This window comes from Micromonospora sp. NPDC048909 (genome assembly GCF_040649635.1).
Taxonomy (GTDB): Bacteria; Actinomycetota; Actinomycetes; order Mycobacteriales; family Micromonosporaceae; genus Micromonospora.
Genome location: NZ_JBEZFU010000002.1, coordinates 425,397 through 442,066 on the forward strand (window position 1 = coordinate 425,397; position 16,670 = coordinate 442,066).

The window sequence follows — 16,670 nt, forward strand, 5'->3', positions numbered from 1 at the left end:
CCGTCCGGGCCGGTCCGGCGACGAGCCGCCCACGCCCCAGGTTCAGGCCGGGCCGATCGCGGTGGCGACGATCTGGGCGGAGAGGGTGACCATCGGCAGGCCGCCGCCCGGGTGACCGGAGCCGCCGACCAGCCACAGCCCGTGCACCGGGCCGCGGTTGGCGGGCCGGAGCAGGCCACCCGCGGTGCCGTAGATCGTCCCGCCCGGCGCGCCGGTCGCCGCCCCCAGGTCGGCCGGGGTACGGATCTCCCGGAACAGCACCCGGTCGCGCACGTCCACGCCGCGCGCGGCGAGCACGTCCAGGATCCGGTCGGCGTACGCCTCGGCGAGCCCGGGCCGGCGCCAGTCGACCGCACCCGCCGCGGTGCCGTGCCGGGGCGCGTTGACCAGCACGAACCACGCCTCGTGTCCGGCCGGCCGGACCATCGGGTCGTCGGCGACGGTGACGAAGACCGTCGGGTCGGGCGCCGGCCGGGCCCGGACGCCCCGGCCCGGGTCGCCGAAGATCGCGTCGAACTCGGCGTCGTAGTCGCCGGGGAACAGCACGGTGTGGTGGGCCAGCCCGGAGGAACCGCTCACCCCGAGCAGCAGCACGAAACCGGCCAGGCTGCGGTCGGTCAGCCCGGCCAGCCGGCCCGGGTTGGGCAGCAGGTCGCGGTAGAGGGTGAGCGCGTCGCAGTTGGCCACCACCACGTCGGCGGGGACCGGCGCGGCGACGCCGTCGAGGCGTACCCCGTGCACCCGGCCGCCCGCGGCGTCGATCCGGGTCACCGTGGCGCCGGTCTGCACGACCACGCCGAGGTCCAGACAGCGCGACAGCAGCGCGTCGGCGAGCGTGCCCAGGCCGCCGCGCAGGTACCAGCCGCCGAAGGCCAGCTCGGCGTAGGGCACGGCGACCAGCGCGGCCGGGGCCCGGCGCGGATCGGCGCCGGTGTAGGTGGCGTACCGGTCGAGCAGCATCCGCAGCCGCGGATCGGTGAGATGCCGGCGACCCAGACCGCGCAGCGTCCGGCCCGGCCCGATGGCGGCCAGGTCGCCCAGCCGCCAGGCCAGCGCGGCGAGGTCGCGGGGCGAGTCCACCGGGCGGCGCAGCACGTGCCGGGAGGAGGCCGCCCAGACCCGCTCGGCGCGGCGCCACAGCCGCTGCCAGTCCGCCGCCGCCCGGTCGCCGAGGGCGGCGCCGATCCGGGCGGCGAACTCGGCCGGGTCGGCGCAGGAGTCCAGGGTCGAGGAGTCCGGGAAGACGTGCCGGACGACCGGGTCCAGCGGAGCCAGGTCGAGGTACTCGTCGAGCTTCGCCCCGGTCGCCTCGAACAGGTCGGTGAAGACCTCGGGAAGGGTCAGCAGGCTCGGCCCGGTGTCGAAGTGGAACGACCCGGCCGGGGTGTCGTGCACGTACCGGCCCAGTTTGCCGCCGACCGTCTCGGCCCGCTCGAAGACGGTCACCTCGTGCCCGGTTGCGGCCAGCCGGGCGGCGGTGGCCAGCCCACCCACCCCGGCGCCGACGACCACGATCCGCGCCATCCGACGCCTCCTAGCTGACCGGGCGGCCCCGCCAGGACAGTTGCCGCCGCCTGCGCAGATGGTACGACCGCAGAGTCAGCCAACCGAGGACCACGACCGACACGGGGTGTGCCAGCGCGTCGGGCCACCACCGGCCGCCGGTGGCCCGGGCGGTGACCACCCGCCCGGCTACCCCGAGCAGGTAGGCCACCGCGGCCACCACCGCCGCCACCGGATGTCCGGCGACGAGCGTGCCCAGCGCCAGCAGCGGCGGGGCGGTGTAGAGCAGGAGCAGCAGCGCCAGCACGGCCGCCGCCGCGCCCGGATGCCCGAACGTGGCCCAGAGCGACTTCGAGTAGCCGTCACGCAGCTGCGGCCAGGTGTCGTACATCCGGCAGACGGCCAGCCGCGAGCCGTCGACGAGCGCGATCCGGCCGCCGGCCCGCTTGACCGCCCGGGCCAGCTCGACGTCCTCCAGGATCTTCTCGGCGACCGCGGCGTGCCCGCCCGCCCGCAGGTAGCCGGCCCGGTCCAGCACCAGGAACTGCCCGCCGGCGGCGGCCAGCGACGGTCGGGGCGAGCGCTCCATCGCCCGCAGCGGCAGGAAGGTCAGCCACAGCCACTGCAACAGCGGCTGGACCAGCCGGTCGGCCGCCGTGGCCGCCACGATCCGGGGGTACGGCGACAGCAGCGTCACGCCCGCCGCGCGCAGTTCGGTGACCGCCGCCGCCACCGCGTGCGGGGCGAGCACCACGTCGGCGTCGACGAAGACCAGCGCGGTGGCCGCCGGGTCGGCCCGGGTGGCGAGCTGCCAGCAGGCGTACGGCTTGCCCAGCCAACCCGGCGGCGGGGCCGTCCCGATGAGCAGGGTGACCCGCGGGTCGTCGCCGGCGATCGCCCGCACCACCTCGGCGGTGCCGTCGGTGGAGCCGTCGTCGAGCACCACGACGCGCAGCCCGGGCACCCCCCGCTGGTCGAGCAGCGCCCGCAGGCAGGGGCCCACCCGTTCGGCCTCGTCCCGCAGCGGCAGCAGCACCGCCACCGGCTCGGTCACCTCGGCCACCGGCGCGGCCGGCCGGCGCAGCCAGCGGGCGGCGTTGAGCACGGTGTGCGCGGTCAACGCCGCGACACCGAGGGCGAGCGCGAGCAGCGGGGTCATGTCGTCGCGTCGACGCCGGAGCGCTGCGCCCGGCGCGGCTCCCGCCGATCGTCGCGGTGCCGGAGGGCGCGCAGCAGCACCACCGCCAGCGGCACCGCGGTCACCCCCATCCCGGCCGCCCCCCACAGCGCCGACGCGGGCAGGTCCAGGAAGACCGCGTGGGCCAGCACGCTGGAGCCGTACGTCCAGAGGTAGAGCGCGAGCATCGGGGCGTCCCGGCCGTCGGTGACCGCCACGGCCGGTCCGGCCAGCGGGCGCAGCGCGCTCATCAGCAGCACCGCGAAGAGCAGCCAGCCCAGGTAGTTGCTGACCGGGACGCCGGGCAGCCCGGGCAGGGCTTCGGTGGCGTCCCGCCAGCGCCAGTAGCCCTCGGCCACCATCTGCGGGTCGAGGAAGAGGTCCCAGGCGGCCAACCCCACCGCGGCCAGCGCCACCCGCCGCACCACCAGCCGGCCCCGGGCCGGCGCGCCGGTGCCGCCCGGCGCGGTCAGCCGTACCGCGGCCAGCCAGGCCGGCCAGGCCATCCAGGTCCAGGCCAGCGGGATGATCAGGGGTACGCCGGCAAGCTTCGGCCCCAGCTCGCCGGAGTAGTCGTAGCTGCCGAACGGCACCCCGGTGGCCACCCCGACCGCCTCGATGGCGAACCCGCCGCCGGTGGCCACCGCGACCAGCGCCGCCGCGCCGCGCGGCCCCCGGCTGAGCAGGGCGTGGCCGACCGAGAGCAGGTAGCCGAGGACGACGGTGGCCACGGTCAGCCGGGCCCGGGCCGGCCCGTCGGTCAGCGGATAGCAGATCTGGGCGAGCACCAGGACGGCCAGCAGCGCCCAGGGCAGCCGCCGGCTCATGCCGCCGGATGGTCGAGCGGCAGATCCCGGCCGAGCACGCCGAACGGCCGCTCGTCGCCGGGGAAGTGGAAGTCGCGCAGCACGTCGCTGAAGCCGAACCGGCGGTACAGCCGCCAGGCCCGTGACGTCTGCTCGTCGGCCTCCGGGGTGGAGAGCAGGGTGGTGCTCCCCTCGGCCATGGTGAGCAGCGCGCGCAGCTGCCCGGCGCCCAGGCCGTGCCCCTGCGCCGGCGGCCGGACGTGCAGCTCGACCACCTCGAAGCACTCGGTCAGCCAGCGCTGCCGGGCCGGCGGGTCCAGCGCCCGCAGCACCTGGTCGTGCCACCACTGCCCGGCGGCGCCGAGGTAGCCGTAGCCGAACCCGGCGAGGCGGCCCTCACTGGTCAGGCTGGCGACGGCGCGGAACCCGGGTCGGCGTACGTGGGTGGCGATGTAGCCGCGCCGGGCCTCCAGCAGGTCGGCCCGGTAGCCCATCGCCTCGCCGTAGACGGCCACCACGTCGTCCAGCCGTCGGACGAGATCGTCCGGGGTCCACCGCACCAACCTCATGCCCACCCACCTCTGTCGTCCACGTCCTCGTCGACCCAGCCCAGCACCGCGCGGTCACCGACCACGCCACGCACCTCGAAGCGCGCGAAGAGCTCCTCGGCGTACCAGCCCTCGGTGGGGGTCCGGGTGATCGCCGCGCGATGCTCCGGGTGACGGTACGCGAACGCCACCAGGTCCGCCGGGTCCCGCCACACGCTCACGGTGCCCTGCCAGCCCAGCGGCGCCTCGCCCACGCCGAAGCGGGCCAGCAGCCCCGGCGCGGTGTGCAGGGCCGCGGCCACCGGCGGGACCGCCCGCCAGAACGTGGCCGCCCGGCGGGCCCGCAGCCGGGCCCGGGTCAGCGCGAGCACCGGCCCGGCGACCCGGCCGCCGGCCGGCTCACCGAACGGCCGGCGACGGGACCACTCACCCCGGCTGGTCAGCGGGCGCAGGTCGACCCGGACGGCGGCGCGGGCGATCCGGGCCCAGGCCCGGCCGACCGGCGTGTCGTCGAAGCCGGCGGCCGCGGTGGGGGAGTCCCAGACGGTCAGCGCGGCCCACCGGGTCAGGTCGGCGTCGCCCGGTCCGAAGCCGGTCCCGGTCCCGGTGCCGAGCAGTTTGCCGAACCGTACGCCCGGGGTGGCGCGCAGCCGGCGCGGGTCGAGCGCCATCCGGGTCAGCGCCCGGGGCAGCGCCGCCGGTGCGGTCCGCCACACGTGCAGGGTGACCAGGTCCGGAACGGCGTGCTCCACGGCCCGCTCGGTCACGCCACCTCGGTCGGGGTGCCGGCGGTGATCCGCAGCAGTTCGATGTAGGTGCTCGGGAAGACCGCCCGGGGCACGCCGCCGGCCGCCCAGACCTCGTGGTACGCGGCGAGCGCGGTGTCCACCAGGGTGCGCAGCGGCCGCGGGTGCCCGAGCGGGGCAACCCCGCCGATCGGCTGGCCGGTGTGCGTCCGGACGAACTCCGGGGTGGCCCGGCGCAGCCGGCTGACCCCGACCGACGCGGCCAGCCCGGCCACGTCCACCCGGTGCGCGCCGGAGGTGAGCACGAGCAGCGGCGCGTCGTCGGCGTCGAAGATGAGCGAGTTGGCGATCTGGCCGACCTGGACGCCGAGCGCGTCGGCGGCGGCCGCGGCGGTGTGCACCGCCTCGGGCAGCAGGCGGACGGCGGCGGGCGCGCCGGAGCCGTCGCGCGCGTCCGCGCCGGCCAGCGCGTCCTGCACCGCCCGTACGTTCGGGTGTGGCTGCATGCCGCCATTCTCCCCGGTTCGCTCCGCCGCGGGTGGGTCGGGCCACGCCGTGTCCCGTCGCCGGTGAGGGCCCGGCGCGTCACACGTTGCATTTTCGTCGGTGGGGAGGTGTACTGTCAGCAGTAGTTAGAACGAGTGTTCGATTGCCTCGAACGTTCGTTCCAACCCACCCCGGTAGCGGTGTTTCGCGGCGCGGCTCCGGGCGGTGCGGCTCCGCGGGCCGCACCGGGGTTCCGGGCAGTCGCGAGCCCGAGCCCCATCAGGCAGGAGCGTCGCCCGCCGCCCACGACCCCCGGGCGGCGGGCGACGAACCCGCCGGTACGCCGGCCGGGTGTGGTGTGGGGAAGCATCCACACCCGGCCGGCCCCCACACCGGTGCGTCTTCCTCCGCACCACTCGACCCGGCGTCCCGCCGGCGGATTCCGTCCGCCGCCGGCCGGCCGCCTCGGCCAGTGGAGGAGACAGTCCCATGCCGACCAACGCGGCTCAGCCACCGACGGTGCCGGCGCACGTGCTGCCGCACCGCACCCCCGCCCAGCTCCTCGCGGTGGCCCGGCACGGGCTGGCCGAGGCCGGCCAGACCCGTCCCGACGGTCTCCGCTACGCGGCCGCCCACCTGGCCGCCCTGCGTGCGGCCGCGGCCCTGCTCGCCGCCCGGGCCCGGCCCGCCCCCACCCGGCGCAACCGGATCACCAGCGTCTGGGTGCTGCTCTCCACCGTCGCCCCCGAGCTCGACGAGTGGGCCCGCTTCTTCGCCGCTGGGGCCGGCAAACGGGCCGCCGCCGAGGCCGGCATACCCCGGGTGGTCAGCGCCCGGGAGGCCGACGACCTGCTCCGCGCGGCCGAGCAGTTCGTCTCGGTGGTGGAGACCGCGCTCGGCGTGGTCCACCAGCCGGCGCTCGACGGCCTCGCCGCCTGACCCGGGATCCGTTCCCGCAGCAACACCTGATCCATCAGCAACACGACGGGGGGTTGGTCCGATGGCGGGCCGAATGGTGGTCGGTTCCGCCGCGCTGGCCGATCTGGTCCGTCCAGCGAGCGCGCCTGATCCGGCGGGCGGCCACCGGACGCTGCCGGTGGCCCCCGAGTTGACCGGGCTGCTGCCCAACCGGGGGCTGCGCCGGGGCAGCACGATCGCGGTCGCCACCGGCCACCCACGGCGCAGCGGCGGCACCTCGCTGGTGCTGGCGCTGCTCGCCGAGGCGTCCCGGGCCGGCTCGTGGTGCGCCGTGGTGGGGGTGCCGACGTTCGGGGCGGGCGCCGCCGCCGAGCTCGGGATCGCCCTGGACCGGCTCGCCCTGGTGCCGAACCCCGGGCCCGAGTGGGCCACCGTCATCGCCGCGCTGATCGACGGGGTGGACGTCGTGGTCACCGCGGTGCCGGCGGCGGTCTCCGCCTCGGTCGCCAACCGGCTGGCCGCCCGGGCCCGGCAGCGCGGCAGCGTGCTCGTCCCGTACGGGCGGTGGGACGGCGCGGACGTGACGTTGCAGGTGGTCCGGGGGGTCTGGGAAGGGCTCGGGTCGGGCCGGGGCCGGCTGCGCCGCCGGGAACTCACCGTCTCGGCGCGCGGGCGGGGGGCGGCCGCCCGGCCCAAGGAGATCAAGGTCTGGCTGCCCGGCGCGGAGCTGACCCGGGTGATTCCCCGTACCGTGACGCCCGCCGCCGGTCGCCCGGTCGCCGCCGGCCGGCTCCGCCCGGTGGCCTCGCCCGGGCGCGCCCTCGCCGACGACTCCCACCGTGGCGCGCTCACCCTGGTCGATCCGGCGTGACCGACGCACCGCTGCGCACCCTGCTGCTCTGGTGCCCGGACTGGCCGGTGCTCGCCGCCGAGATCGTCGACGGGGTGCCGGCCACCGGCCCGGTCGCGGTGCTGCACGCCAACCGGGTGGTGGCCTGCTCCGAGCAGGCTCGGGCCGAGGGGGTGCGGCGGGGCCTGCGCAAACGGGAGGCGCAGGGCCGCTGCCCCCAACTCACCGTCGTCGAGTACGACCCCGGGCGGGACGCCCGCGCGTTCGAACCGGTGGTCGCCGCGGTGGAGGAACTGGTCGCCGGGGTGGAGGTGGTCCGACCGGGCGCGTGCGCGCTGACCGCCCGGGGGCCGAGCCGCTACCTCGGCGGTGAGGAGGCGGCGGCCGAGCGGATCATCGAGCACGTCGCCCAGACCTGCGGGGTGGAGAGCCAGGTCGGGATCGCCGACGGCGTCTTCGCCGCCGGGCTGGCCGCCCGCGGCGGGCGGATCGTCCCGACCGGCGGCACCCCGGCGTTCCTGGCCGAGCTGCCGGTCGAGGCGCTCGGCCGGCCGGCCCTGGCCGACCTGCTGCGTCGGCTCGGGGTGCGCACCCTCGGCGGCTTCGCCGCGCTGCCCGCCGGCGACGTGCTGGCCCGGTTCGGGTTCGACGGCGCGCTGGCCCACCGGCTGGCCGCCGGGCGCGACGACCGACCGCTCGCCGTCCGCCAACCCCCGGCCGACCTGACGGTGACCGCCGAGCACGACGAGCCGATCGACCGGGTCGACGCGGCGGCGTTCGCCGCCCGGGCGTTGGCCGAACAGCTGCACGACCGGCTCGCCGGGCACGGGCTGGCCTGCACCCGGCTCGGCATCGAGGCGGTCACCGCGCACGGCCAGGAGCTGCACCGGGTCTGGCGTCACGACGGTCTGCTCACCGCCGCGGCCATCGCCGACCGGGTCCGCTGGCAGCTCGACGGCTGGCTCACCGGCAGCAGCGGGCGCGGCGGGGCCGGCCCGACCCGGCCGACGGCCGGCATCATCCGGCTGCGGCTGGTCCCCGACGGGGTGATCGCCCAGGCCGGTCTGCAGTCCGGTCTGTGGGGGGAGACGGGCGAGGAGCGGGAGCGGGCGCACCGGGCGCTGAGCCGGGTGCAGGGCATCCTCGGCCCGGAGGCGGTGCTCACCGCGGTGCTCGGCGGCGGCCGGTCCCCGGCCGACCAGGTGCACCTGGTGCCGTGGGGCGACGAGCGGCTGCCGGCCCGCCCCGGTCCGCCGCCGCTGCCCGGCGAGCCGGCCGCCGGCACCGGGGCCGGCGGTGGTGCCCGAGCGGGCGGTGGTGCCCGAGCGGGCGGTGGTGTCCGAGCGGGCGGTGGTGCCGGGGCCGGCGGTGGTGCCGGAGCCGGCGTCGGGCGGGCCGGTCGTACCGGTGCCAGCCCGCCCTGGCCCGGTCGGCTTCCGCCGCCCGCGCCGGCCGTGGTGCTGCCCAGTCCGCTGGCCGCCACCGTGCACGACGCCGCCGGCGAGCCGGTCGTGGTCAGCGCGCGCCTGGCGGTGAGCGCCGCGCCGGCCCGGATCACCGTGGGCACGGCGTCGCCGGTCGAGATCGTCGGCTGGGCCGGGCCGTGGCCGGTCGACGAGCGCTGGTGGGCGCCGGCCGAGGCCCGGCGCCGGGCCCGGTTCCAGGTCAGCCTCGCCGACGGCGCCGCCCTGCTGCTCGCGGTCGAGGCCGGGCAGTGGCTGGTGGAGGCGATCTATGACTGAGCGTCGGGCGGTAGCGGCCGCAGGGGTGACCGCCGGCCGGGCCGGAGCGGGCGGATGAGTTTCCACAACCCGAAGATGCCCTGGTCCGAGCTGGAGGGGGTGCTCTCCGGCCGGCCGCCCGGCGGCGCGTCCGGCCGGTCCCGCGCGCAACGGCACCTGCATGTGGTCGACCCGCTCGCGGTTGACGCCGACGGCGGGGACAGCCCGGCCTGGAGCCGCCGGCGGGAGCAGTACGAACCGCCGGCGGTGGCCCGCCCCGAGGGCGCGGTCCCCTACGCGGAGCTGCACGCGCACACCAACTTCAGCTTCCTCGACGGGGCCAGCCACCCGGAGGAGCTGGCCGAGGAGGCGGCCCGGCTGGGGCTCACCGCGCTCGCCGTCACCGACCACGACGGCTTCTACGGCGTGGTGCGCTTCGCCGAGGCGGCCCGGGCGTTGCAGCTGCCGACCATCTTCGGCGCCGAACTCTCCCTCGGCCTGCCCGGCCCGCAGAACGGCGAACCGGACCCGCTCGGCGCGCACCTGCTGGTGCTCGCGCACGGCCACGAGGGGTACGCCCGGCTGGCCAGCACCATCGCCCGGGCCCAGCTGCGCGGCGGGGAGAAGGGCCGCCCGATCTACGGCGAGCTGGAGGAGGTCGCCGCCGAGCTGCGCGACCACGTCCTGGTGCTCACCGGTTGCCGCAAGGGGCACGTGCCGGCGGCGCTGCTCACCGAAGGGGTCGACGCGGCGGCCCGCGAGCTGGACCGGCTGACCGCGCTCTTCGGCGCGGAGACCGTCGCGGTGGAACTCACCGACCACGGTCACCCGGTCGACGCGGACCGCAACGACGCGCTCGCCGAGCTGGCCGCCGCCGCCGGCCTGCCCACGGTGGCCAGCAACAACGTGCACTACGCGACCCCGGGGCGTCGTCGGCTGGCCACCACGGTGGCCGCCGTCCGGGCCCGACGCAGCCTGGACGAGATCGACGGTTGGCTACCCGCGGCCTCCACCGCCCACCTGCGCAGCGGCGCCGAGATGGCGGCCCGGTTCGCCGCGTACCCGGGCGCGGTGGCCCGGGCCGCCGAGTTCGGCGCCGAACTCGCCTTCGACCTGCAACTGGTCGCGCCACAGCTGCCCGCCTACCCGGTGCCGCCGGGGCACACCGAGATGAGCTGGCTGCGCGACCTGACCGAGCAGGGGGCGCGGGAGCGCTACGGCCCCCGGGAGGCGCACCCGACGGCGTACGCGCAGCTCGACCACGAACTGGGCATGATCGAGGAGCTGGGCTTCCCCGGCTACTTCCTGGTGGTCTACGACATCGTGGCGTTCTGCCGGGAGCAGGACATCTACTGCCAGGGCCGGGGCTCGGCGGCGAACTCGGCGGTCTGCTACGCGCTGCGGATCACCAACGTCGACGCGGTCCGGCACCGGCTGCTCTTCGAGCGGTTCCTCGCCCCGGAACGCGACGGCCCGCCGGACATCGACGTGGACATCGAGTCCGACCGCCGGGAGGAGGTGATCCAGCACGTCTACACCCGCTACGGCCGGGAACACGCCGCCCAGGTGGCCAACGTCATCTCCTACCGGCCCCGCTCCGCGGTGCGGGACGTCGCCAAGGCGTTCGGCTTCTCGCCCGGGCAGCAGGACGCCTGGAGCAAGCAGATCGACCGGTGGGGCTCGGTCGCCACGGTCGACGTCGAGGACATCCCCGAGCAGGTGGTGGAGTACGCCAACGAGCTGCAGACGTTCCCCCGGCACCTGGGCATCCACTCCGGTGGGATGGTGATCTGCGACCGGCCGGTGATCGAGGTCTGCCCGGTCGAGTGGGGGCGGATGCCCGGCCGCAGCGTGCTCCAGTGGGACAAGGACGACTGCGCCGCCGTCGGCCTGGTCAAGTTCGACCTGCTCGGCCTCGGCATGCTCTCCGCGCTGCACTACGGCTACGACATGATCGGGACGACCCTCGACCTCGGCGACATGACGCTGGACGACCCGGAGGTCTACGACATGCTCTGCCGGGCCGACTCGGTCGGGGTGTTCCAGGTGGAGAGTCGTGCTCAGATGGCCACCCTGCCCCGGCTCAAGCCCCGCGAGTTCTACGACCTGGTGGTCGAGGTGGCGCTGATCCGGCCCGGCCCGATCCAGGGCGGCTCGGTGCACCCGTACATCCGGCGCAAGAACGGCCAGGAGCCGGTGACGTTCGCGCACCCGCTGATGCGCAACGCGCTGGAGAAGACCCTCGGCGTGCCGCTCTTCCAGGAGCAGCTGATGCAGCTCGCCATCGACCTGGCCGGCTTCGACGCGGCCGGGGCCGACCAGCTGCGCCGGGCGATGGGCGCCAAGCGCTCGGTCGAGCGGATGGCGCAGATCGCCGACCGGCTCTACGCCGGCATGGCCGAGCGGGGCATCACCGGCGAGCTGGCCGACGACGTCTACCGCAAGCTCACCGCGTTCGCCAGCTACGGCTTCCCGGAGAGCCACGCGATGAGCTTCGCCTACCTGGTCTACGCCAGCTCCTGGCTCAAGCGCTACCACCCGGGGCCGTTCCTGGCCGCGTTGCTCAACGCCCAGCCGATGGGCTTCTACTCGCCGCAGACCCTGGTCGACGACGCCCGCCGGCACGGGGTGCAGGTGCGCCGACCGGACATCAACGCCAGCGGCGCCAAGGCGGTGCTGGAATCCACCCCGGACACCCGGTGGGGCAGCGAGCCGGGGGAACCGCCGCACGCCTGGGGGTTGGGCGGTCCGGCGGTCCGGCTCGGACTGTCCAGCGTGCGTACCCTCGGCGACGAGCTGGCCGAGCGGATCGAGGTCGAGCGGAGCGCGCGCGGGCCGTACCGCGACATGCCGGACCTGGCCCGGCGGGTCGGTCTCACCGCCGGGCAGCTGGAGGCGCTGGCCACCGCGGACGCCTTCGCCTGTTTCGGGCTGACCCGGCGGCAGGCGCTCTGGGCGGCCGGCGCGGCGGCCCAGGACCGGCCGGGCCGGCTGCCCGGCACGGTGACCGGCGCGGCCCCGCCGACCCTGCCCGGCATGGAGGCGGTCGACCGGCTGGTCGCCGACGTGTGGGCCACCGGGCTGTCGCCGGAGAGCCATCCGGCCCGGTTCATCCGCCCCCAGCTCGACCTGGTGGGGGCGGTGCCGATCGCCCGGCTCGGCCGGGTGGAGCCGGGCCAGCGCATCCGGGTCGGCGGCATCGTGACCCACCGGCAGCGCCCGGCGACCGCCGGCGGGGTCACCTTCCTCAACCTCGAGGACGAGACCGGCATGCTCAACGTGACCTGCTCGCCGGGGCTGTGGCAGCGCTACCGGCGGGTGGCCCGGACCAGCACCGGGCTGGTGGTCCGCGGTCGGCTGGAGCGGCACGAGGGGGTGGTCAACCTGGTCGCCGACCGGCTGGACGCGATCGAGCCGCCGGTCACTCCGGCCTCCCGCGACTTCCGCTGACGGCAGTGATCCACATTACGGTTTTCCGCCCAGCGGAGCGGGACACTTGTGGTCGCGCGGGCAGTGCGGCCCGCGCGGCACAAGGGGTGTACCGATGACAGGCAATGACGTGCACAGCGGCGCAGTGGCCAACTCCCGGCGGACCCGGCTGAGCGCCGGTTGGACCCCGGCCCACCACGCCGAGCAGCGTGAATACGAGGTCACCGACGGTCCGGTGGCCAACGCACTGCGGTCCCGCGCCCCGGAGGACGGCGACGCCACCGCCGAGTCCTGACGCGGTCGGACGCGTCCTGAGCGGGCCTGGACCGGATGACTAGGCTCGACCGGGTGGAGCAGACCCCAGGCCGGTTCGCCGGGCCGCCGCTGACCCCCCGTACCGCCGTGATCTGGTCGGTGCTGCGCGCCGAGCTGGACCGGCGGGGTGCGGCCGAGCTGACCGTCCTCGACGTGGGTGGCGGCACCGGCGGCTTCGCCGTCCCGCTCGCCCAGGCCGGGCACCGGGTCACCGTGGTCGACGCCAGCCCGGACGCGCTCGCCGCGCTGACCCGACGGGCCACCGAGGCCGGGGTGGCCGACCGGGTGCGGGCCGTGCAGGGCGACGGCGACGCCCTCGCCGGTCTGGTCGAGCCGGCCGCCGCCGACCTGGTGCTCTGCCACGCCGTGCTGGAGGTGGTCGACGACCCGGCGCCGGTGGTGGCCGCGTTGACCACCGCGCTGCGGCCCGGCGGCGCGGCGAGCGTGCTGGTCGCCGGTCGGGCCGCCGCCGTGCTCGGTCGGGCGATGAACGGCCACCTCGAGGTCGCGGCCACCGTGGCCACCGGTCCGGCCGGGAGCGCCGGCCCCCGGGACACCTTGCGGCGGCGCTACGACGCCGACGGCGCCGCCGCGCTGCTCACCGCCGCCGGGCTGGTGGTCGAGGAGATCCACGGCGTACGCGTCCTCGCCGACCTGCTGCCCGCCGCGGTCGCCGACGGGCAGCAGGGCGCGCTGGTCGAGCTGGAGCGGGCGCTCGCCGGCCGGCCGCCGTACCGGGACCTCGCCGCCCAACTGCACCTGTTCGCCCGCCGCCCGGCATGACCGGGCCGTCCGTGCCGACTGATCCGCTGGCGGTCGTCGCCCCCCGGTACGGCGACGGCAGCCTGGCCGACGTGCTGCCCAGCGCGCTCGCCGTGCTCGGGGTGCCGGGCGCTCCCGACCCGCTCGGGCTGACCGAGCCGCTGGCCGGGGTACGCCGGGTCGCCGTGCTGCTCGTCGACGGGCTCGGCTGGTACCAGATCCCCACCGCCGCCCCGCACGCCCCGACGCTGGCCGGGCTGGCCGCGACGGTCGGCCGGCCGCTCACCTCCGGCTTCCCGTCCACCACCCCGACCAGCCTGGTGACCCTTGGCACCGGCGTCGCGCCCGGCGCGCACGGCGTGCTCGGTTTCACCGTCCGGGTGCCCGGCACCGACCGGGTGCTCAGCCACATCGAGTGGACCGCCGACCCGGACCCGCGGAGTTGGCAGCCGGTGCCGACCCAACTGGAACGGGCCCGCGCCGCCGGGGTGGCGGTGACCGCGGTGACCCGCCCGGAGTTCGGCGGCAGCGGGTTGACGGTGGCCGCCAACCGGGGCGGCGACTTCCGGGGCGCGGCCGGCGTGGACGCGCTCGCCGAGACGATGCTGGCCGCGCTGACCGCCGGGAACGGCCCCACCCTGGTCTCCGGCTACCACCCCGACCTGGACCGGCACGGCCACCTCACCGGCGTCGACTCGGCACCCTGGCGGGTCGCCGCGGCGGAGGTGGACGCCCTGCTCGCCCGGCTGGTCGACGGTCTGCCACCGGACGCCGCGCTGCTGGTCACCGCCGACCACGGCCAGCTCGACGTGCCGGCCACGCACCGGTTCGACCTGGACACCGACCCCCGGCTGCGGGCCGGGGTGCGGGTCGTCGCCGGTGAACCCCGGGTGCGCTACCTGCACGTCGCCCCGGGCGCGGTCGACGACGTGGTGGCCGCCTGGTCGGCGGTGCTCGGCGCCGCGGCCCGGGTCCGTACCCGGGACGAGGCGGTCGCCACCGGATGGTTCGGGCCGGTCGGAGAGGAGCACCTGGCCCGCATCGGCGACGTCGTGGTGGTCTGCAACGACACGTACGCGGTGCTGGCCAGCCGGTCGGAGCACCCGACGGCGTCGCGGCTGGTGGCCTACCACGGGTCGGACACCGCCGCCGAGATGACCATCCCGCTGCTGGTCGTCCGAGGCTGACCGACCCGGGCACCCGCCGGATGCGGGCCAGCCCGCGTCCGGTCGGCGAGGTCGACCGGACCGTCTCGCCGCTCGCGTCGTACCCCCGGGCTAACCTGCCGCAATGGGCCGCAGTCAGTCGTTGCCCCGAGGCGGTGATCCGCGCTTCGGGCCAGACGCCGACGATTCCGGCAGCCCGATCCTGCACGTCGACATGGACGCCTTCTACGCCTCGGTCGAGGTGCGCCACCGGCCCGAGCTGCGGGGCCGGCCGGTGGTGGTCGGCGGCCTCGGGCCGCGCGGCGTGGTCAGCTCGGCCAGCTACGAGGCCCGGCGCTACGGCGTACGCAGCGCGATGCCGATGATGCGGGCCCGGTCGCTCTGCCCGCACGCGGTCTACCTCCCGCCGGATTTCCCCGCCTACACCGCGGCCTCCCGGGCGGTGATGCAGATCTTCCGGGACGTCACGCCGCTGGTCGAGCCGCTCTCCCTCGACGAGGCGTTCCTCGACGTGACCGGCGCCCGCCGGCTCTTCGGTCCGCCGTCCGCGATCGCCCGCCAGATCCGCGCCCGGGTCGCCGACGAGCAGGGGCTGACCTGCTCGGTCGGGGTGGCGCCGAGCAAGTTCGTGGCCAAACTCGGCTCGACCCGGGCCAAGCCGGACGGCCTGCTCGTCGTGCCCACGTCGCAGGTGCTCGACTTCCTCCACCCGCTGCCGGTGGACGCGCTCTGGGGGGTGGGGGAGCGCTCCGCGCAGACTCTGCGCCGGCTCGGACTGGCCACCATCGGCGATCTCGCCGAGGCGCCGTACGGGATGCTGCGCAAGGCGCTCGGTGAGGCGTCCGCCAACCACCTGCACGAGCTGGCCCAGGGGCGCGACCCGCGCGGGGTGAGCCCGGAGCACGTGGAGAAGTCGATCGGCGCCGAGGTCACCTTCGACGTCGACGTGGCCGACCCGCTGGAGATCCGGCGCGTGCTGCTCGGGCTCGCCGACAAGGTCGGCGCGCGGCTGCGCCGGGCCGGGCAGGTCGGCCGGACGGTGTCGCTCAAGGTGCGGCTGGCCGACTTCCGCACGGTCAGCCGGTCCCGCACCCTCGCGGTGCCCACCGACACGGCCCGCGAGATGTTCGACACGGTCTGGGCGCTCTACACGGCGCTCGACCCCGGTGAGCGGGTCCGGCTGGTCGGCGTACGCATGGAAGGGCTCGCCGCGGCGCAGGAGACGCCGCGTCAGCTCGCCCTCGGCGCACCCGAGCGCGGCTGGCGGGAGGCGGAAGCTGCCGCGGACGCCGCGGCTGCCCGTTTCGGGCGGTCCGTCATAGGTCCGGCCAGTCTGCTCGGCAACCGTGATCAGCATCGGAATGAAAATCCACCCCGGCCATAGGTCGTCCCGCTTTCCGACGCGCGACCCCCCTCGTAGACTTGCGGGTAAGCAGCCGGTTGGCTGCCACGGTCTGTCGGTCCGAACGGGCCGACCAACGTGACCGGGGAGGAGTGCCGTGCCGCTCTCGGAGCACGAGCAGCGGCTGTTCGAGCAGATCGAGCGGTCGCTTGCCGAGGACCCCAAATTCGCCTCGGCCGTGCGCGCCAGCGATCCGCGCTTCCATGCGCGGCGTCGCCTGCTCGTCGCTGCCGGCGTCATCATCGCTGGCCTGGCCCTGCTGGTCTATGGCGCGGTGATCAAGACTCCGCCGCTCGCTGTGGCGGGTTTCGTCGTCATGCTGGCCTCGGCCGCGTTCGCGGTGCAGTCGCACCGTCGGGCGCAGTCACCAGACCTGCACGTGGTGGGCGGCACGACGAGTCGTCGCCGGTCCCGCGGTCGTTCCGGTCGACGGTCCTCGATTCTGGACCGGATGGAGGACCGCTGGCGGCAGCGCCCGGAGGGGCACCGCTGAGCCCGGCCCGCCGCTGACCCGGGCGCGGTCGAGGCGGGCGCGACGAGCGGGTCGCCGGAGCATCCGGCGACCCCTGTGGCTTTCGCGCGCCCCGATCCGGCTGGCACCCTGCCGAGTAGGCCTCCAAGCGCCCGCCCCGGCCCGGCGCGCCGGCGTCCTCGAGCCCGTGGTCTCGCCCCGGCCCTGACCTGCGTCCGTTTTCAGGCTCGCGATCGCGTCTTCGAGCCCAGGTTCTGGTAGTCGGGCCCGCGGTCGCGCTGTTCGGCGTCCGCTCCGCGTGTTCGGCCTCGGCCCCGAGTGCTCGGGCTGGCGTTCGCCGACGCTGATGAGTGGATCTCGCTCGGACCA

15 protein-coding genes are annotated in these 16,670 nt (G+C 76.4%); 9 read left to right on the top strand and 6 right to left on the bottom strand.

Annotated elements, in window-relative coordinates; all coding sequences use genetic code 11:
- Positions 1-42 precede the first annotated feature (42 nt).
- From crtI to AB0C04_RS08185, 6 genes are read right to left on the bottom strand one after another with little or no spacing between them, the layout of a single operon-like run.
- Entirely contained in the window at positions 43-1,524 is a 1,482-nt protein-coding gene (gene crtI / locus AB0C04_RS08160) for a phytoene desaturase family protein (protein WP_357050138.1), read from the bottom strand.
- A gap of 10 nt (positions 1,525-1,534) precedes the next feature.
- On the bottom strand, positions 1,535-2,662 hold the full coding sequence (locus tag AB0C04_RS08165) for a glycosyltransferase (protein ID WP_357050141.1): 1,128 nt from the start codon (positions 2,660-2,662) through the stop codon (positions 1,535-1,537).
- Entirely contained in the window at positions 2,659-3,507 is an 849-nt protein-coding gene (locus AB0C04_RS08170) for a carotenoid biosynthesis protein (RefSeq protein ID WP_357050144.1), read from the bottom strand. The genes AB0C04_RS08165 and AB0C04_RS08170 overlap by 4 nt, the downstream gene beginning before the upstream one ends.
- Entirely contained in the window at positions 3,504-4,055 is a 552-nt protein-coding gene (locus AB0C04_RS08175) for a GNAT family N-acetyltransferase (protein WP_357050147.1), read from the bottom strand. Before AB0C04_RS08175 ends, AB0C04_RS08170 begins: the two co-directional genes overlap by 4 nt.
- Entirely contained in the window at positions 4,052-4,801 is a 750-nt protein-coding gene (locus AB0C04_RS08180) for a monooxygenase (RefSeq protein WP_357050150.1), read from the bottom strand. Before AB0C04_RS08180 ends, AB0C04_RS08175 begins: the two co-directional genes overlap by 4 nt.
- Complete coding sequence (locus AB0C04_RS08185) at positions 4,798-5,286, bottom strand: YbaK/EbsC family protein (protein WP_357050153.1); 489 nt, start codon at positions 5,284-5,286, stop codon at positions 4,798-4,800. The genes AB0C04_RS08180 and AB0C04_RS08185 overlap by 4 nt, the downstream gene beginning before the upstream one ends.
- A gap of 469 nt (positions 5,287-5,755) precedes the next feature.
- Between AB0C04_RS08185 and AB0C04_RS08190 the strand changes: the two genes are divergently transcribed.
- The 9 genes from AB0C04_RS08190 to AB0C04_RS08230 all read left to right on the top strand — a co-directional run bounded on the left by AB0C04_RS08190 (position 5,756) and on the right by AB0C04_RS08230 (position 16,322).
- Positions 5,756-6,205, top strand: a complete 450-nt coding sequence (locus AB0C04_RS08190) for an SAV_6107 family HEPN domain-containing protein (protein WP_350872367.1) — start codon at positions 5,756-5,758, stop codon at positions 6,203-6,205.
- Between the two features lie 61 nt (positions 6,206-6,266).
- On the top strand, positions 6,267-7,055 hold the full coding sequence (locus AB0C04_RS08195; RefSeq protein WP_357050157.1) for a hypothetical protein: 789 nt from the start codon (positions 6,267-6,269) through the stop codon (positions 7,053-7,055).
- The gene (locus AB0C04_RS08200) at positions 7,052-8,776 is read left to right on the top strand and encodes a DNA polymerase Y family protein (RefSeq protein WP_357050160.1); all 1,725 of its coding nucleotides are present in this window, start codon (positions 7,052-7,054) and stop codon (positions 8,774-8,776) included. The genes AB0C04_RS08195 and AB0C04_RS08200 overlap by 4 nt, the downstream gene beginning before the upstream one ends.
- 54 nt (positions 8,777-8,830) lie before the next feature.
- Entirely contained in the window at positions 8,831-12,205 is a 3,375-nt protein-coding gene (locus AB0C04_RS08205; protein ID WP_357050163.1) for an error-prone DNA polymerase, read from the top strand.
- Positions 12,206-12,299: 94 nt separating this feature from the next.
- Positions 12,300-12,479: a hypothetical protein gene (locus AB0C04_RS08210; protein WP_350872375.1), complete on the top strand. Its 180-nt coding sequence runs from the start codon at positions 12,300-12,302 to the stop codon at positions 12,477-12,479.
- Positions 12,480-12,514: 35 nt separating this feature from the next.
- Entirely contained in the window at positions 12,515-13,282 is a 768-nt protein-coding gene (locus AB0C04_RS08215) for a methyltransferase domain-containing protein (protein ID WP_357050166.1), read from the top strand.
- A complete protein-coding gene (locus AB0C04_RS08220; RefSeq protein ID WP_357050169.1) occupies positions 13,279-14,448 on the top strand; it encodes a nucleotide pyrophosphatase/phosphodiesterase family protein in 1,170 nt (389 codons plus the stop codon). Before AB0C04_RS08215 ends, AB0C04_RS08220 begins: the two co-directional genes overlap by 4 nt.
- 103 nt (positions 14,449-14,551) lie before the next feature.
- Positions 14,552-15,811, top strand: coding sequence for a DNA polymerase IV (locus AB0C04_RS08225; RefSeq protein ID WP_357050172.1), 1,260 nt, complete (start codon positions 14,552-14,554; stop codon positions 15,809-15,811).
- Positions 15,812-15,926: 115 nt separating this feature from the next.
- Positions 15,927-16,322, top strand: coding sequence for a DUF3040 domain-containing protein (locus AB0C04_RS08230; protein ID WP_091596662.1), 396 nt, complete (start codon positions 15,927-15,929; stop codon positions 16,320-16,322).
- Positions 16,323-16,670: the final 348 nt, after the last annotated feature.